This is a genomic window from Parabacteroides sp. FAFU027 (assembly GCF_022808675.1).
Lineage (GTDB): Bacteria > Bacteroidota > Bacteroidia > Bacteroidales > UBA7332 > CAXXIC01.
Genome location: NZ_JAKZKV010000001.1, coordinates 582,606 through 600,448, shown reverse-complemented (window position 1 = coordinate 600,448; position 17,843 = coordinate 582,606). Strand labels below are relative to the sequence as shown.

The following is a 17,843-nucleotide window of genomic DNA, read 5'->3' as shown; positions in this document are numbered from 1 at the left end:
GGACATTCGAAAACGAATGCCCTTAAATATTTAACGGTTAGTGTTTTATGCAAATAGAAGCAGATACGCCGCCGCAGCAGGAATTGCCAATAGCGGTGCGTCGAAGCGGTCGAGGATGCCCCCGTGCCCCGGCAGGATATTTCCTGAATCCTTGATGTTGAGCGATCGTTTCAGCATGGACTCAAACAAGTCTCCGTAAGTGGCGCTGATTGATACGGTAAAGGCAAAACCGAGCCATTGCCATACATTCAGGACATCGCTGAAGTGAGCAAATACCAATGAACCCATCAGGGCGAAGAAGAGTCCGCCGGCAAATCCTTCCCATGATTTTTTCGGGGAAATGCGTTCAAACAGACGGTGTTTCCCGAATTTAACTCCAACCAGATAGGCGCCTGAATCATTTATCCAGATAGACGCAAACAGGGCTAAAGGTAAGATTGGATTATATTCATCGCTGTGGACATAGCCAAACCACATCAGGATGGCAAATGGAACAGCAATATAAAGATGTCCGAAAAGAGCTAAAGCGTTATTCTGTATTGAAGCTCCCTTTTCTTTGTACAATTCGGCAATGTAGAGATAGATGAAGTAGATAAAATAGGGGAGAAGCAGCCATTTGTGGAATTCTCCGGTTGCACCCAAATAAGAGATCATAAGTAAATAGGCTCCTGCAACAGCATGTATCAGCTTCTGGCTTTTTACAAATTCGAGGCGGTTCATAAGACCGTAAAATTCATAAAGGCCGGCAAAAGTTATCAGGATAAATACGGAAAGGGCGGAAACCGGATGGAACAGAATCGCAGAAATCATTACTCCTACGAGTATGAATCCGGTGATAGAGCGTTTTAAAAGTTCAGGCATTAGTGTGTCTTTGAATTTAATGCGGCAAAGATATAAAAAGTTTCGGGCACAAAAAACGGAGAAGCCGATGTGCCCTCTCCGTTGTGCTATATTGGTGCGAAAATGAATTAAAGAGGTTGAACGTCCTGATTGATTTCGTCGTTTTCGCTGCTTTCATCCTTCGGCTCGTCTGCTTTAGGCTCTACATTTGCCAGAACCTCTTCACTGCGGGATTTCCATAATCTTTCTCCGAATATTTTTTCAAGGTCTTCTTTGTAGATTACTTCGGTTTCGAGCAGTTTGTCTGTCAGGGCGCGGTGTCCGTCCTTATGAGCAAGTAGCATCTCTTTAGCACGGTCGTACTGCTCGTTTATCATCTTGTTTACTTCCTGGTCAATCAGCAGGGCGGTTGATTCGCTGTAAGGCTTCGTGAATCCGTATTCCTGACCGGTTGAGTCGTAGTAGCAGATGTTTGAAAGCTTATCGCTCATGCCGTAGTAAGCAATCATGGCATAAGCCTGTTTGTTTACGCGCTCCAGGTCATTGATTGCGCCGGTTGAAATGCGACCGAGGAAGATTTCTTCAGCAGCACGTCCGCCCAATGTTGCGCACATTTCGTCCAGCATCTGCTCTTTGGTTGTGATTTGGCGTTCTTCCGGTAAATACCAGGCAGCACCCAATGCACGTCCACGGGGAACGATGGTCACCTTAACCAGCGGGCTGGCATGTTCGAGGAACCAGCTCAGGGTAGCGTGACCCGATTCGTGAATGGAAATGGCTTCACGTTCTTCGCGGGTGGTGATTTTTGTTTTCTTTTCCAATCCACCTATGATACGGTCCACGGCATCCATGAAATCTTGTTTTTGCACGTATGTTTTACCGTTACGGGCTGCGATCAAAGCCGCTTCGTTACAAACGTTGGCGATATCAGCCCCGGAGAAGCCCGGAGTCTGGCGTGAAAGGAATTCGATATTTACAGATTCGTCAATCTTAATCGGGCGAAGGTGAACCCCGAAAATTTCTTTACGGTCATTCAGGTCAGGCAAATCCACGTTGATTTGACGGTCGAAACGACCTGCGCGGAGTAAGGCTTTATCCAGGATATCGACGCGGTTGGTAGCAGCCATCACGATGATACCGCTGTTGGTGCCAAAACCGTCCATTTCAGTAAGCAGCTGGTTGAGGGTGCTTTCGCGCTCATCATTACCGCCCATGCTCGGGTTTTTGCCGCGGGCACGACCCACAGCGTCAATCTCATCGATGAAGATGATACACGGTGCTTTTTCTTTTGCCTGACGGAAAAGGTCACGTACGCGGGAAGCTCCCACACCGACAAACATTTCCACGAAATCAGAACCTGACAACGAGAAGAAAGGTACATCCGCTTCTCCTGCTACAGCTTTAGCCAGAAGGGTTTTACCGGTTCCCGGAGGGCCAATCAGCAGGGCGCCTTTCGGGATTTTACCACCCAGCTCGGTGAATTTAGACGGGTTGCGGAGGAATTCCACAATCTCTTCTACCTCCTGTTTGGCTTCGGAAAGTCCGGCAACGTCTTTAAACGTAACCTTATTTTGTGCTGATTTATCGAAGATTTGCGCTTTGGCTTTGCCAACGTTGAATACGCCACCGCCGGCACCGCCTTGTCCCGACATACGACGCATAAAATAGATCCAGACGAATGCCAGCAGGATGAGCGGACCGAATGTCCACAAAAACTGGCTGAAGAAATCATTCCCTTTTTCGTATTTAAGGGGAACGCTAACGCCATTCTCCTTTTCCCATTGGGATACAAGGTCGCTGATTTTATCGGAAGAGGGGATTTGAACCGTGATTTTAGGGTTGCTGCCAACCTCCTGTTTAGTTTTGCCGGTTACTTTCTGAATCGCCGAATCCTGTACGGTCGCCTCCAGCATATTTTGTCCCTGATAGACGACAATATTCTTGATTGAACCATCTTTGGCGTATTTCTGGAATTTTGACCAGCTCACATCGGTGGTATTCTGCATGTTGCTATAGTAATAGCCTCCGATCAGAATAAAAGCGATGACGGTATAAATCCAGTAGAGGTTGATTTTAAAATTGGGCTTTTTGTTATTCGGATTTTGTGGTTGCTCCATAATATTTGGTCTTGTGTTTTTTAATAGATATCTTCAATCTGTGTAAGTTTGGCGTCTTCCCAGAGTTGTTCCAGCTTGTAATATTCACGGGTTTCGGGGAGGAAAATGTGTGTCATCACCGAACCGAAGTCAATAGCCACCCATTCCATGTTTTTTCTTCCATCCTGGGCAATCGGCTTATCGCCGTTGTGAGTCCGCACATGATCTACCACGTTATTGGCAATCGCACCCACCTGGGTGGTAGAACCTCCCTGGCACACGACCATGTAACGGCATATCGCATCGTCAATCTCTTGTAAGTCAACAACGGTTATTCTGTTTCCTTTTTTATCCTGAATTCCTTCGATAACTTTCTCCAGCAAATCCTGTGTATTATCCATCTTGTCTTTTAAATTACGCTTTAACGAACAATTCATTCGCAAATATAGTTTGAAAAGTTCTATATTTTTGAGATTCGGGGAAAAATAGACCGGCTATAGCGTCTGATAAAACATTAATTAATAAACAAATTGATGGTTTTAAGTCAAATGGATGAACCGGACAGGCTTTGTTAGATCAACGACCGGAGCATTTATCGTGAACAGTTCTAATTTATATTCTGTTTGAATAAGCGATTCGTGTCGATTTTTTTAACTTTGCGCGCTGTATCGTATCGTAAATAACAATTCAAATATATCACTTATGAGTAAAATCAAAGTAGCCAATCCCGTTGTGGAGCTTGATGGGGACGAAATGACCCGCATCATCTGGAAGTTTATCAAAGACAAGCTGATCCTTCCTTATCTTGATGTAGATATCAAATATTACGACCTGGGCATTGAGTCACGTGACAATACAAATGACCAGATTACCATCGAAGCTTCCAACGCAATCAAACAATATGGCGTGGGTATCAAGTGCGCAACCATCACTCCCGATGAGGCCCGCGTAAAAGAATTTCACCTCAAACAGATGTGGAAATCACCTAACGGTACTATCCGTAACATTCTGGACGGAACCGTATTCCGTGAGCCGATCGTAATCAAAAACGTTCCCCGCCTGGTGACTAACTGGACTGCTCCGATTATCGTGGGTCGTCATGCCTTTGGCGATCAGTACCGTGCCACCGATACCGTGATCAAGGGCAAAGGTAAACTGACCATGACCTTTACGCCGGAAGATGGTGGCGAGCCTCAGGTATTCGAGGTGTATAATTACAAAGGCGACGGCGTGGCCATGACCATGTACAATACCGACGAAAGTATCTACGGTTTTGCACGCAGCTGTTTCAATATGGCGTTGAGCAAAAAATGGCCGCTTTACCTTTCTACCAAAAATACCATCCTGAAGAAATACGACGGTCGCTTCAAAGATATCTTCGAAGATGTTTACCAAAACGAGTTCAAAGCTCAGTTTGACGCAGCGGGTATTACCTACGAGCACCGCCTGATTGACGACATGGTGGCCAGCGCATTGAAATGGAACGGAAACTTCGTGTGGGCTTGTAAAAACTACGACGGAGACGTGCAGAGCGACACTGTGGCTCAGGGCTTCGGGTCGTTAGGTTTGATGACTTCGGTACTGGTGACTCCTGACGGCAAGACGATGGAGGCGGAAGCTGCCCACGGAACTGTGACCCGTCACTACCGCGAGCACCAGAAAGGTAAACCGACCTCTACCAACCCGATTGCCTCTATCTTTGCCTGGACCCGCGGTCTGGCTTTCCGTGGCAAACTGGACGGCAACCAGGAGTTGATTGACTTCAGTAACGCACTCGAACAGGTCTGTATCGAAGTGGTGGAAAGCGGTAAAATGACCAAAGACCTTGCCGTTTGTATTCACGGTAACAAGGTGAACCACGGTGAGCATTACCTCTACACCGAAGAGTTTCTCGATGCTATCGATGCCGGTTTGAAAAAGAAAATGGGCTTGTAATTAAGCCTTTCTGATAAATGAAAAAAGTGAGATTGCGATTTGCGGTCTCACTTTTTTGTTTGAATATTTTAGTTTATGAGATTTTCCTCTTCTCTAATTGTATCGGTAGGGAATTTTGTTTCCTTCATTATCTGAATTTGCTTTGGTGTGATGTGGAAAATTCTAATCAACGAATCTTGTGTCGCTTTTTTGTGATTGTCGTCAATGTATTGAAAATCTACTTCAGTAAATCGGTAGGTCGAATCATTAACAAATTCACCTTTCCCATTTATCGAATAATCGGCATCGACTTCCAGATATGCGGGATTGAATTTTCCGATTAATTTTCCGGTTTGATTTATTATCGCACAATACAGGTAGATGCCCATATAGTCAGCATCGCAAATCAGAAAGATGGCCTGTTTATCTTTGCTTAGTTGTTTCTTTCCGAGGAAATATGTTTTAAACTCCATAAAATCATTGAGTTTCTTTTGCTCTTTAAATGTAAAGAAAAAGTCAATTTGATTTTGGGTTAGTTTGATATAGCGTTGTTCGATTTTCTGATTTGAGTTTGAATTCAACTCAAATCTTGAATATTTGATTGACGGTATTTTAGCTAATAGTGAGTCAGAGATTACTTTGTTACTAAACTTAATCTTATTGACTGTTTTGTGCGTGGTTTTTACGGTACAAGCACTTAAAATAACTATCGCAAAGAGGCAAATCTTATGTTTCATTTTTTATGTGTTTTTTTTTTGTAATAGCCGTTGGGTGTATAGGATTTCTTTTCCATTAAATATATCAACATCATTCACTCAAAAAAAAACTTTTTCCGCTCTAAAAGTAATCATTTCAAGAAAACTGTCAATGATATAGCCGGTTATAGTTGTAATTAACAGAAATATTGCTCAGTTAGCCGTTTCCCTCATTCCGGCAACCATTTCCCTTACTCCGGCAACAGCATCCCTCATTCCGGCAAGCGTCTCCCGTGTTCGGGCAAAAGAATCCCTTAGTCCGGCAACCCTTTCCCGTTATCCGGCAAGAGGTTCCCTTACTCCGGCAAGAGGTTCCCGTGATACGGCAAACGCATCCTGTATTCCGGCAACCGTCTCCCGCATTCGGGCATGAATCCCCCGTATCGTTACAGACCAATCTTCAACGGTTATACTCCATTCTGCGTCGTTACAGGCAGAACTTTCATCGTTATATCGCATTCTGCATAGTTACAGGCGAACCTTCAACCGTTATATCCCATTCTGCACCGTTACAGGCGAACCTTGTATCGTTATATCGCATTCTGCGTAGCGATATTGCTTCCTTAGGGCCGTTATATCATATTCTGCGTCGTTACAGCCGTACCTTTTATCGTTATATTCTGATCTTGGATCGTTATACTGTTACCATGTCCCGTTATATCCATAACTACCGTTTACATCTGTGAAAAGTCATTATTTCGGGGCAAATAACCCGTTTAAATATGGAATTTCATCGTTCGGGAGGCTCGGCAGAGTGGGATTTATGACTTATCTTTGTGTCCCGTAATAAACAAAGCTGTTGTTTGTCTGTTATTGCAGGAATGTATTTCCTGAGTTTAACCCAACAACAGTAATAATTACAGTAAAGATGATAGGTCTGTTAGGCATTAGTTATAAAACCGCACCGCTCGAAGTGAGGGAGAAGTTCGCTTTTCCCAACGAAGAGATTGTCCCGTTTTCAGAGTTCTTGCAACAGGAGACGGAGATTTCCGATATCGTGCTTCTTTCGACCTGCAACCGCACCGAACTCTATTTTTCACAAGATAAATATGACCGCCAGAGCGCTTTTGAATTGGTCTTCAACGCGATGCTCCGGTTTAAGAATATTGACCTGAACTGCTGGCATCAGTTTTATCACCTGTGGGGATGCGATGCCGTGCGCCACTTGTACAAAGTGGCTTCGGGGCTCGATTCGATGATTCTCGGCGAAGACCAGATCATCGGACAGGTGAAAGAGTCTTATCTTTTTTGCACCAAAGCGGCATTGACCGATGCCGTGTTGATGCGCCTTTTTCAAAAGTCTTTTGAGGCAGGTAAACGGGTGCGCACCGAAACCGGCATCAAGCTGGGGACAACCTCAGTAAGTAGTGCGGCAGTGGAGCTTTGTGCTCAGCTTTTCGGTGATTTAACCGATAAGTCGGTTTTGCTGGTCGGGGCAGGAGAGACCGGAAGCCTGGCCCTGCAAAACATCGTGCAGAAAGGCGTTACGCAGATCACCGTGGCCAACCGCACCCTTGAACGGGCTCAGGCATTGGCCGACGAACACAATGGTGACGTACTTCATTTCGACGAATTCAACCAGCATTTGCATAAATACGATATCGTGGTGGTGGCCACTGGCGCCCAATCGTTGCTGATTACTTCCGAAATGGTGGAACAGGCACAGCAATGCGAGGAATGTGGCACGCAGGTTTTTATCGACCTCTCCGTCCCGCGGAATATTGATGAAAACATTGGTGACCTGGCTGGGGTGCAGCTTTTCGGCGTGGATGACCTCGAAGAGGTGGTTCGTGAAAGCGCTGAAAGGAAGCTGGAATGTGTGGATTCGGCGATGGAGATCATCGAAGAGGTAGTGGCCGACTTCAATGAGTGGATGGCCAGCCGTTCCCTGCGTCCGGTGATCAAGGCGATTTCCTCGAAATTTCAGAAGTTCAGCCAGCTCGAACTGGCCGAGGCAAAGAAAAAACACTCCAACGAGGTTTACGATGCCATCGTCGAATACGATCAGCAGCTCACACAACGTTACATGAATCTGCTGGTGAAGAATCTGAAGGACATGACCGATAATGGTAAGACTCTGGATTCGTTGCAGTTTGTTTCGGAGCTGTTTAAGAAGGAATAAGATAATTTGAAGATGTGAGGATTTGGAAATGAGAAAATCATTCCCTCAATCCCTCATCCCTTCATTCCCTAATAATTGATGAATAAAGTAAGAATAGGAACCCGTGGCAGCCAGCTTGCCCTTTATCAGGCGGAGAAAGTAAAAAGCGAATTGCAAGAAGCTTTTCCCGAACTGACCGTGGAGATTGAAATCATCCACACGAAAGGTGATAAGATTCTGGATGTGGCTTTGTCCAAGATCGGGGATAAAGGCCTTTTTACCAAAGAGATTGAGAATGCTCTTCTCGATGGTTCGGTCGATATCGCCGTGCACAGTCTCAAGGACTTACCCACCACCTTGCCCGAAGGATTGAAACTTGGGGCGGTATTGGAGCGTGCAGAATTTCGTGATGCTTTTGTAAGTCGCGATGGACGCAAGCTTTCCGAGATGAAAGCCGGTGACGTGATTGCCACTTCAAGCCTGCGCCGTCAGGCAGGTTTATTGCAGGTGCATCCCGATGTTACGTTGAAAGATATCCGTGGAAATGTCAATACCCGCCTGAAACGGATGGAAGAAGGTTACTGCGATGCTATGATTATGGCCGCAGCCGGATTGCAACGCCTGGGTTTGGATCGTTACATTACCGAAGTTATCGATCCTGAAGTGATCATGCCAGCGGTGAGTCAGGGCGCTATCGCGATTGAGATGCGTCAGGATGATCCGCGCGTGGAAACCATTTTATCCAAAATCAACCATGCCGAAACCTGGCAGGTTGTAGCTGCTGAGCGTGCTTTCCTGCGAACTCTCGAAGGAGGCTGTCAGGTGCCGCTGGGCTGTTATTCCCGGTTGGAAAACGAACAGTTAAAGCTGAGCGGATTTGTAGCCTCGGTTGATGGCAAAGAGATGATTCGCGAAACGCTTACCGGTGATATTGCAGAGCCTGAAAAGTTGGGCATTCAATTAGCTGAATTGCTCAAAGAAAAAGGGGCAGAGAAATTACTAGCAGATGTGAGAATGAGATAATTTGAAGATTTGAGAATGGAAAATCATTCCCTCAATCCCTCACTCCCTCATTCCCCGAATTTTAACAAATAAAGATTTTCAATATGTCATTTCCAGTTACCCGTTTGCGTCGTTTGCGCAAATCACCCGTATTAAGAGACCTGGTACGCGAGACTGTACTGACTCGCGACGATTTGGTGATGCCTTTGTTTGTCTGCCCGGGCACGAAGGTCAGCAATCCCATCAGCTCCATGCCCGGCAACTATCAGATGTCCGTGGATTTGTTGGTGGAAAATGCCAAAGCACTTTACGATAAGGGTTTAAAGTCGGTGCTGCTTTTCGGAATTCCCGAGCACAAAGATGAGCATGGATTGGTAGCCTGTGAACATAACGGCATTGTCCAGAAAGCTGCCCGCGCATTAAAAAAGGAGGTGCCGGGTTTGTATCTGATTGCTGACGTCTGCAACTGCGAATATACCACACACGGCCATTGCGGAACCATTGTCAACGGAGATGTGGACAATGATCTTACTCTGGTAACATTGGCCAAACAAAGTGTATCACTGGCTGAGGAAGGGATTGACATGGTTGCCCCAAGCGATATGATGGACGGTCGGGTCGGGGCTATCCGACAGGCATTGGATGCCAACGGATTTCAAATGACACCGATCATGGCCTATTCGGCTAAATACGCCTCTGCTTTCTACGGTCCTTTCCGTGAAGCTGCCGAGAGTACGCCTCAGTTTGGGGACCGTCGCACTTACCAGATGGATCCGGCCAATTCAAACGAAGCATTGCGTGAAGTGGCGCTTGACATCGAAGAAGGAGCTGACATCGTGATGGTAAAACCGGCATTGAGCTACCTCGATATTATTCAGAAGGTTAAAACAAACTTCAATATGCCGGTGGCTGCTTACAATGTCAGCGGTGAATTTGCGATGGTAAAAGCCGCTGCCGAGAAAGGCTGGATTGATGAAAAACGCATTGTTCACGAAATCCTGACTTCCATCAAACGGGCAGGTTCCGATATTATCATCACTTACCACGCACAGGATGTGTTGGGTGATTTATAAGAGATTTCTGCGGATTAATGGAGACAAAGTAGTAATAGAAGATAAAGTAGTAATAGGTAGTAAATAGAAGGCGGATTTATTTCCACCTGCCTTTATAATCTAAAGTTACATATAACTACATTGACTACAATAACTACAGTTCCTCCCTTTATTCCTTAAAATATAACAACACAATGAGAGACTACAAAAACAGTATTGCCGCTTTTCGGGAGGCGCAAAAACACATTCCCGGAGGCGTGAACTCACCCGTACGCTCGTTTAAAAGCGTAGATGGGGATCCCCTTTTTATCGCAAGAGCCAAAGGCGCAAAAGTGTATGACATCGATGGTAACGAGTACATCGACTATGTCGGTTCATGGGGCCCGATGATTTTGGGTCATGCACACCAAAGTGTCCTTGATGCTTTAAAGGAAGTTTCAGAATTAGGCGTGAGCTACGGTGCACCTACATTGCTCGAAACCGAAATGGCGATGATGATTAAGCGTATGATGCCTTCTATCGAGTCGGTTCGTATGGTAAATTCAGGAACCGAAGCGACTATGAGCGCATTGCGTCTGGCTCGCGGTTTCACCGGACGTGAACTGGTGTTGAAGTTTGAAGGTTGTTACCACGGTCACAACGACAGCTTCCTGATTAAAGCCGGTTCGGGAGCACTGACTTTTGGTACCCCAAATTCTCCGGGCGTTACCACCGGAACTGCACAAAGCACTTTGATTGCAAAATATAATGACCTGGAGTCTGTTAAGCAATTGTTCGAGAAACATGGTGAACACATTGCGGCTGTAATTCTGGAACCTGTGACCGGGAATATGGGTGTTGTTGAGCCTCTGAAAGACTTCTTGCAAGGCGTTCGTGACCTTTGTACAGAATACGGTACTGTGCTGATTTTCGACGAGGTAATGACCGGATTCCGTCTGGCTGCCGGTGGTGCTCAAGAATTGTATAGCATCACTCCGGATTTGACTACATTAGGAAAAATCATCGGTGGAGGTCTTCCTGTTGGGGCTTATGGCGGTAAGCAGGAAATTATGGATCAACTGGCACCTAAAGGTCCGGTTTATCAGGCCGGAACATTATCCGGAAACCCATTGGCTATGGCAGCCGGATTGGCGACCCTGAGAATCCTTGAACAAACGCCGTTCTTCTACAACGTGATGGATATGAAAGCGGCCCGTTTAGCAAAAGGTTTGAAAAAATGTCTGGCAGAAACCGGCATTCCGGGTGTGGTAAATCGTGTCGGTTCCATGTTTACGTTGTTCTTTACCGAAGAACAATCCGTGAAGAGTTTTGATGATGTGATGAAATCAGACACCAAACGTTTTGCACGCTTCTTTAAACTTTCACTCGATGCAGGTGTTTATTTAGCACCGTCGCAATTCGAGGCCGGTTTTGTCTCAATCGCCCATACCGATGAGATGATTGACCAGACCGTTGAGGCTGCTTTGAATGCGATGAAGCAGTTATAAAGATTAATTTAAACGCAAAGTCGCAAAGACGCCAAGAACAAAAAAACGTAACGTCTTTGCGACTTAGCGTTCAACGAGAAATTTTATGCAGGAATCCCTTATACTCAAGACCCTTCGCGGAGAGGCAACCGAACGTCCTCCATTCTGGTTTATGCGTCAGGCAGGCCGTGTATTGCCTTCCTACCTTAAGATTAAAGAAAACTATACCTTCTGGCAGATGATGCAGAAGCCCGAAGTTGCAGCCGAAGTAACCTTGCTTCCGGTCAATGATTTGGGGGTTGATGCTGCCATTCTTTTTTCCGATATCCTGGTAATTCCTTATGCTCTTGGCATGGGACTGGACTTTACGGATAACGGCCCGGTATTTGAAAAACCGTTGGCATTTCGTGAAAATCCGCTGGCTGATCTGAAGCCAGATCCGTCGAAGCTCAACTATATTTATGCAGTGATTGATGAGATCATCAAGACTCGTCCGGAAAAAACACCGTTGATTGGGTTTTGCGGAGCGCCATTGACAGTGCTGTTATTTATGTTGCAAGGTCTTGGCCGCAAAGGCGATTTCCCCGATGCAATCAAGTTTCTGTATGAAAATCCGGAAGCGACACGAACGTTGATTGATCAGGTGACCGAGCTCTCTATCACTTATGCTTTAGGTCAAATAGAACACGGAGTTGAGGTATTCCAGTTATTCGATACACATGCAGGGTTGATTCCGTTTACGATGTATCAGGAGCTCTTTATGCCTGCTGTGCGCAAGATTGCCAAAGCAGTCCGCGATAAAGGTGTTCCGTTTATCTTTTTCCCGAAAGGAATCGGAGTGGGGATTACCGAAATTACCCCCGAAGATTGCGACTTTCTGAGTGTAGACTGGCAGACTCCGCTCGAAATTGCGCGTAAGCTGGTGCATCCTGCCATTGGTTTGCAGGGTAATGTTGATCCCCGTTTGCTTTATGCTTCAGAGGTAGAAATGGAGCGTCAGTTACAGCCTGTTCTTGAATTTGGTCGCAAACACACTAACTTTATCTTCAATCTTGGCCACGGTTTTATGCCCGGATTGTCTTATGAAAAGGCTAAATTTCTGGCAGATTGGGTAAAACGAGTGGATTGGCAACGATGAAAATTAGAGGATTTGAAGATTTGGGAATGATTCATCCCCTCAATCCCTCTCCCTAGCTATCGGGACCTTCAATCCTAAAAATAAAGACCTATGAAAGTATTACTCCTCGAAGACGATTTCAAGCTATCTTCTGAAGTCCGTGTATTTTTGGAAGAAAAGAAAATGGAATGCGATGCCGTGTATGATGGCAACTTGTTTATGAAACAGTTTCGCCAGGCTGAATACGATCTGTTGATACTCGACATCAATGTGCCGGGGATTAATGGGATGGAGGTCTGTGCTCAGGTTCGTCAGGTCAATAAAGTGACCCCCATCATCATGCTTACCGCCTTTGGCGAGATCGAGGATAAAGTAGATGCTTTCAACCGCGGAGCCGATGATTATCTGGTGAAACCCTTTCATTTTGATGAGCTGTTTATCCGCATCCAGTCGCTGATGCGTCGTCAACTTCAGCCGCAGAATGCTGATGAAATAATTAAGATTGAAAATCTCGAAATCAATCTTTCAGAGAAGAAAGTTTACCGTGATAGTAATGAAATTTCCCTTTCTCCAAAGGAATATCAGCTATTAGTCCTTTTGGCAGGAGCCAATGGGCGTACGGTTTCCAAGCAGACCATTTCCGAGTCGGTTTGGGATATTAACTTTGAAACCGGAACCAATACCATCGAAGTCTATATCAATTTCCTCCGGAAGAAGATTGACCGCGATTTTTCTCCTAAATTAATCCATACCCGTCCCGGATTTGGATATTACCTTAAATCAGAAGAATAATGAATCTCAAGCAGCGCTTTGCGATCTATTTCAGCATCTTGTTTTCAACGATTCTGGGCATAGTGCTGATTGTCATTTTCTCACTCTTTTCTGATTACCGGAATGACCAGTTTCGGATGCGATTGGAACAGAAAGTCTTTTCTACCGTCAAACTACTGGTCAATGCGAAGCTGCCTCCCCGGCAGATGATGCGCATTCTCGACCAGAACCCGATCGACAAGCTCTACAACGAAAAACTCCTGGTATTTAACCATGAGGGGGTATTGGTGTACAGTAACATGGGATATGCTCCTGTTGACTGGAGCCAGAAGGATATCGAATACCTCAAGTCACATAAATCATTTTACCGTCACCAGGATAAAATTGATTTCTATGGATATTTCCACGACTCAAGAAACCGTGAGAAGGACTACTTTGTCCTGATTTCGGCAGAAGATAAATACGCTCACCGGCAGATGGCCTATCTCGGATATGTCCTTTTGGGCGCTTTTATCTTTGGCACTTTGTCGGTAATGGGCTTGTCTTATTACGTTAGTGTGCGAAGTTTTTCTACTTTGGATAAATTCAAAGACCGGATTGCTGAAATTTCAGGAAAGAAGATGGACGTGCGTCTGGAAGATTCAGGAAAAAACGATGAGGTTAATGCTTTGGCCAAGTCTTTTAACCAGATGATGGACCGTATCGATGTGGCTTACAAACAGCAGAAGGAATTTACCGATAATGCCTCCCACGAGCTGCGAACGCCGGTGGCACGTATCCTCATGCAGTTGCATAACCTCCTTTTGCAGGAACAACACAGCCCCAATACAGTAAAATATCTTCATAGCATACAGGAAGATGCGACGCAGATGGCTGATATCATTTCCTCGTTGTTGCTGTTGTCACGGATTGATAAGAAAAGGGCTTCCGGCTTTTTACCACCGTGTCGCATCGACGAAGCGATTTTCGAGGCAATGCAAGTGACGCAGAAAACTTTTCCGGATTACCGCATTCAGTTTGATATTGATAGTGACGAAACGATAGATGCAGATTTTGAAATTCGGGGAGATATGAATCTGCTGAAGATTGTATTTACCAATCTGCTGAAAAATGCTTACCTCTACTCCGCCGACAAACAGGTGAATATTCTGCTCAGGCAGGAACCTGAAAATATTAAAGTCATTGTGACGAATAATGGCAAAACGCTTTCCGAAACAGAACAACAGAACCTCTACAAGGCTTTTGCCCGTGGCAGCAATGCTCGCAAAACAGACGGAACCGGCCTTGGGTTACGCATTGTGGAACGTATCCTGCATCATCATGATGCCCGGATTTCCTATGATGTACCGCAGGATGGGTTAAATCGTTTTACGCTGACGTTTAAGGTGTAGGGCAAAGTAAAGGACTCGTCGGTTTTCAACTATTTCCAAAGTCCCAATCTTTGGGAAAGATTTTGCTTACTCTCCGGAAACTCAGTTTCCACCTCCCCCTCACCACCCCCCGGAAACTCAGTTTCCAGCCCCAACCGAGGTCAGTTCTTGTCAGAAACTCAGTTTCCAGGCAGAACTGACCTCGGTTCTTATCAGAAACTGAGTTTCCGGGCAGATCTGAGCTCCGTTCTCGTTAGAAACTGAGTTTCCAGGTCAAACTGATCTTAGTTCTCATTGGAAACTGAGTTTCCGGCAATTCTCCATTATTTGTCTTTACAAAAGAATAAGTGAAAGTGTCTGATTGAGGCAGGGAGAACATTAAATGAAAGACAAAGCCGGGGAGAGGCTATGGGGTATAAACTGATTGATTGATTAAACCTCCAAGGTTTTTTGTAGATGAAGTCTTATTATCTACGTTTGAAGACAAAGCTTCCAACAGCCACGACCACAATTAGTCCGGTGATCAGAAATGCCCAGATGTTGGCTTTGCGTGATTCGGCTTCAATGGTAAAGTCATTCAGCAAAAAACGAGGGGAAGAAAGGTGCCAGACTAATGTTTTACCTTCGGTGATATTGCTGTTGGTGAAAATGACCGTTCCCGGCATCTCCAGTTTATAAAGGAAATAGGTGTCAAACATCCAGGCAAAACGTTTTCCGATCATTTCATCTTCTGCTTTCTTCATCGGTGCGTCCGGCGCTTTCCATAAAATGGAAAACTGATTGGTTTTAAAGAACTTGTTCAGACTCTCTTCTACATCTAAATTATCCAATGATTTTGCACCTTTACTTTCATAGATGGAGTCTCTGAGCGTGATAAACGTCGCTTTGGACACCGGTGGATTAGGAATCCGGTCATAATATCTGATTAGCGCTTTATACTCCAGGCTCCAGATGTTGTAAGTCAACCAACGGTTGTATTTGTCCTCCAGATTGCCCATTAACTCGCGGATCTCCATTCCATTTAGCCCTTTGGTGATCTCCGGTTGTCCGGTAAACCAGAAGTTTGCCTCATCCTTACTCATATATTCACTGATCGGGGCTTCAAATTTAATGTTGAGTTTAGGATAGGTCTCGCGATAATGATAATAAGTGTAAAACCAGCGGAAGCTTTTCTCAAGATTGTACCGGACTTTTACATGACTCAGGCTATGCTCGGGATCCAGTTTGAAATTGGTCGCCATATCTTCGACAGACTTAAAGTCTCTCTTAAGAAACACGGAATATTGTTCCACTTCACTTGAATGTCGATTGGGTAGTGGACCCGTTATCGAGTCAAGCTCAGCCATAGTGACCGGAAATTTATAACAACGGGGCTGCTCTTTGTATTGCCATGATATTTTCCAGGTAGAATCCATTTTGACTGGGAATGGATTGGCTTTTTGGGATGAATCTCCCAACAAAAATTCCCGTTGACCTGCTGCTTTGAATTCCCGGTAGCATGAGCCGTCAGGATTGATCACGGTACGCATTTCTTTTGCGTTGTTTTTACAGGAAAACAACATCATAGCCGGAATCAGGATCAGGAAGAAATGTAGTGCTTTCATACGTTATGATTTATTTTTGTTTTAGCTACGTATGGTACCGATAGCTATCGGTATCGCATACAATGTTATTCTCTTTGGTGAATGTTAGTGCATGCTCGTTTCATATCCTCATATTATTTATTGGTTAAGCAATGATTTTAATCTCTCGTTTTTAATCGAATTGTTACGGATGTGATTGAGGTAACTTTTTACCATGCCTTGCTGTGAAAGTTCTGTTTGAGATTTCGCTATTACAACATATAGGTGCTTGTTTTGCGGGTAAGCAGCCTCAATCGATTGTTCTTTCAGAAAGAACAACAACAGCAATGATGCAGCAATGGTCGATATCATCCGGATTGTAAACAACAGGACAGGTGGTCGTTTTACCGGTCTCTGTTCGATCCGTTTTAGAATATCATCGGTCAGTTCCATCGGATTGTCAGCTTTAGGCGTCTGCTCCTGAAGTTTGCTGATCAAAAGGTCTAGTTTATCGTCTGTATTTTTCATACGTCATTATTTATTATGTTTTGGCTACGTATGGTACCGATATCTATCGGTATCGCATATCATATCATCGACTTGATGAACATTTATTCATGCTCGTTTCATATCGTGTCTCTAATTTTTCGAGTTTTTCTTTTATCGTTTTTCGGGCCAGAAAAAGATTGCTCTTAATCTTATCGGTCGTCATTCCGGTGATCACTGCGATCTCGCCGATATCGATCTCTTCCAGATAATGAAGTGTAAATACAACCCTTTGTTTGGGGGATAATTCACCTGCAAGTGTTTCTATGATTTTTCCCAGATCGGAATTGATTAGCTGTTGTTCGATGTTTTCAGGTGAAATCAGTCGTTCCGCAATCTCCGGTTGAGTACTTCCTGTCGTCGTATATCTGGCAGATTTGAGCTTATCAAGACAAAGGTTTGTGGTTATTGTGTAGATCCACGTACTGAATTTCGTATCTGTGCGGTATTTCTCAATATTCATCCATACTTTGAGAAACGTCTCCTGTACCGTATCTTTAGCTTCTTCCTCATTACACAAGAGCCTGAAAGAAAGAGAAAAGACCATTGCCTGATAGCTTTCAACAATCACACGAAATGCCTTATGGTCATTTTTCCGGCACTTATTTATGAGTATTTCCAGGTCTTGTTGTTTCATCTTTTTAGTGCTGTTTACTTATTATACGAGCGTAAAGAGGTTTGGTCGATTTTTATTTGTGAAATTTTTATTCTAAGCCTTATTTTGTACATTGAGTTGGTTGTTTCTCAATCCCATTTGTATGTTTATGCTATGATGCGTTTTCTGTATAAGAAACTGATGGACGATCGTTTTGAGCCCTAAAATACAGATTATAAACCAAAGAACGGAGTAAATGTTGGATAACCTTATATACAAAAAAAGCCACCTGTCCGGAGACACGTGGCTGGGTAGGATCCTTAAAAAACTAATACCTAAGGGATAGTCATTCAATTTAGTTCTTCACACTGGAGCTATTACTTGTCGAGTCGGTTACGACAGCGCTTTTAGTTGTTGCTCCAGTTGTAACATCGGGTTCGGTTTGTTTTTTTGTACAACTGCTAAGCATGCTGATGGCGATAACAGAAAATGCTAATACAACCTTTGTCATAAATATAGTTTGTTTAGAAGAAAATTATTTGACTACATATTTACACCGAGAGAGAAAACAGTAACCCTACTGTTGCTCAGGTTAATCAGCGTTAATTGAACGGTTTTACAAAGTGGCATAAGTTATATCCATTCAAAATAGGCTG

At 44.5% G+C, this 17,843-nt stretch carries 17 protein-coding genes; 8 read left to right on the top strand and 9 right to left on the bottom strand.

What is annotated here, in order from left to right:
- Positions 1–45 precede the first annotated feature (45 nt).
- The 3 genes from MLE17_RS02670 to rsfS form a co-directional block, all read right to left on the bottom strand.
- Positions 46–861: a phosphatidate cytidylyltransferase gene (locus MLE17_RS02670; RefSeq protein WP_243346783.1), complete on the bottom strand. Its 816-nt coding sequence runs from the start codon at positions 859–861 to the stop codon at positions 46–48.
- A 107-nt stretch (positions 862–968) separates the two neighbouring features.
- A complete protein-coding gene (gene ftsH, locus MLE17_RS02665; protein WP_243346773.1) occupies positions 969–2,957 on the bottom strand; it encodes an ATP-dependent zinc metalloprotease FtsH in 1,989 nt (662 codons plus the stop codon).
- A 20-nt stretch (positions 2,958–2,977) separates the two neighbouring features.
- Positions 2,978–3,337 carry a ribosome silencing factor gene (rsfS, locus tag MLE17_RS02660; protein WP_243347092.1) on the bottom strand — a complete coding sequence of 120 codons (360 nt, stop codon included), beginning with the start codon at positions 3,335–3,337 and terminating at the stop codon, positions 2,978–2,980.
- A 301-nt stretch (positions 3,338–3,638) separates the two neighbouring features.
- Between rsfS and MLE17_RS02655 the strand changes: the two genes are divergently transcribed.
- Positions 3,639–4,871: an isocitrate dehydrogenase (NADP(+)) gene (locus tag MLE17_RS02655; protein WP_243346765.1), complete on the top strand. Its 1,233-nt coding sequence runs from the start codon at positions 3,639–3,641 to the stop codon at positions 4,869–4,871.
- Between the two features lie 68 nt (positions 4,872–4,939).
- Here MLE17_RS02655 and MLE17_RS02650 read toward each other — a convergent pair whose 3' ends face one another.
- Complete coding sequence (locus MLE17_RS02650) at positions 4,940–5,587, bottom strand: hypothetical protein (RefSeq protein WP_243346763.1); 648 nt, start codon at positions 5,585–5,587, stop codon at positions 4,940–4,942.
- A gap of 294 nt (positions 5,588–5,881) precedes the next feature.
- Positions 5,882–6,064: a hypothetical protein gene (locus MLE17_RS02645; protein ID WP_243346761.1), complete on the bottom strand. Its 183-nt coding sequence runs from the start codon at positions 6,062–6,064 to the stop codon at positions 5,882–5,884.
- Positions 6,065–6,473: 409 nt separating this feature from the next.
- On the opposite strand from MLE17_RS02645, the gene hemA reads away from it, so the two are divergent.
- From hemA to MLE17_RS02610, 7 genes are all read left to right on the top strand, one after another.
- Entirely contained in the window at positions 6,474–7,727 is a 1,254-nt protein-coding gene (hemA, locus tag MLE17_RS02640; protein WP_243346754.1) for a glutamyl-tRNA reductase, read from the top strand.
- 78 nt (positions 7,728–7,805) lie between these two features.
- Positions 7,806–8,729, top strand: coding sequence for a hydroxymethylbilane synthase (gene hemC / locus MLE17_RS02635; protein WP_243346752.1), 924 nt, complete (start codon positions 7,806–7,808; stop codon positions 8,727–8,729).
- 83 nt (positions 8,730–8,812) lie between these two features.
- Positions 8,813–9,781 (top strand): porphobilinogen synthase, encoded by a 969-nt coding sequence (gene hemB / locus MLE17_RS02630; protein ID WP_243346749.1) that lies wholly within the window; start codon positions 8,813–8,815, stop codon positions 9,779–9,781.
- 173 nt (positions 9,782–9,954) lie between these two features.
- A complete protein-coding gene (gene hemL / locus MLE17_RS02625) occupies positions 9,955–11,247 on the top strand; it encodes a glutamate-1-semialdehyde 2,1-aminomutase (RefSeq protein ID WP_243346746.1) in 1,293 nt (430 codons plus the stop codon).
- 85 nt (positions 11,248–11,332) lie between these two features.
- A complete protein-coding gene (gene hemE, locus MLE17_RS02620; protein ID WP_243346744.1) occupies positions 11,333–12,364 on the top strand; it encodes a uroporphyrinogen decarboxylase in 1,032 nt (343 codons plus the stop codon).
- Between the two features lie 90 nt (positions 12,365–12,454).
- Entirely contained in the window at positions 12,455–13,135 is a 681-nt protein-coding gene (locus tag MLE17_RS02615) for a response regulator transcription factor (protein WP_243346742.1), read from the top strand.
- A complete protein-coding gene (locus MLE17_RS02610) occupies positions 13,135–14,505 on the top strand; it encodes a sensor histidine kinase (protein ID WP_243346730.1) in 1,371 nt (456 codons plus the stop codon). The genes MLE17_RS02615 and MLE17_RS02610 overlap by 1 nt, the downstream gene beginning before the upstream one ends.
- Before the next feature lie 446 nt (positions 14,506–14,951).
- Here MLE17_RS02610 and MLE17_RS02605 read toward each other — a convergent pair whose 3' ends face one another.
- The 4 genes from MLE17_RS02605 to MLE17_RS02590 all read right to left on the bottom strand — a co-directional run bounded on the left by MLE17_RS02605 (position 14,952) and on the right by MLE17_RS02590 (position 17,698).
- Positions 14,952–16,088, bottom strand: a complete 1,137-nt coding sequence (locus tag MLE17_RS02605; RefSeq protein WP_243346728.1) for a hypothetical protein — start codon at positions 16,086–16,088, stop codon at positions 14,952–14,954.
- 117 nt (positions 16,089–16,205) lie between these two features.
- A complete protein-coding gene (locus tag MLE17_RS02600) occupies positions 16,206–16,574 on the bottom strand; it encodes a hypothetical protein (protein WP_243346720.1) in 369 nt (122 codons plus the stop codon).
- 64 nt (positions 16,575–16,638) lie between these two features.
- The gene (locus MLE17_RS02595; RefSeq protein ID WP_243346717.1) at positions 16,639–17,229 is read right to left on the bottom strand and encodes an RNA polymerase sigma factor; all 591 of its coding nucleotides are present in this window, start codon (positions 17,227–17,229) and stop codon (positions 16,639–16,641) included.
- 313 nt (positions 17,230–17,542) lie between these two features.
- Positions 17,543–17,698, bottom strand: coding sequence for a hypothetical protein (locus MLE17_RS02590; RefSeq protein ID WP_243346710.1), 156 nt, complete (start codon positions 17,696–17,698; stop codon positions 17,543–17,545).
- Between the last annotated feature and the right edge of the window lie 145 nt (positions 17,699–17,843).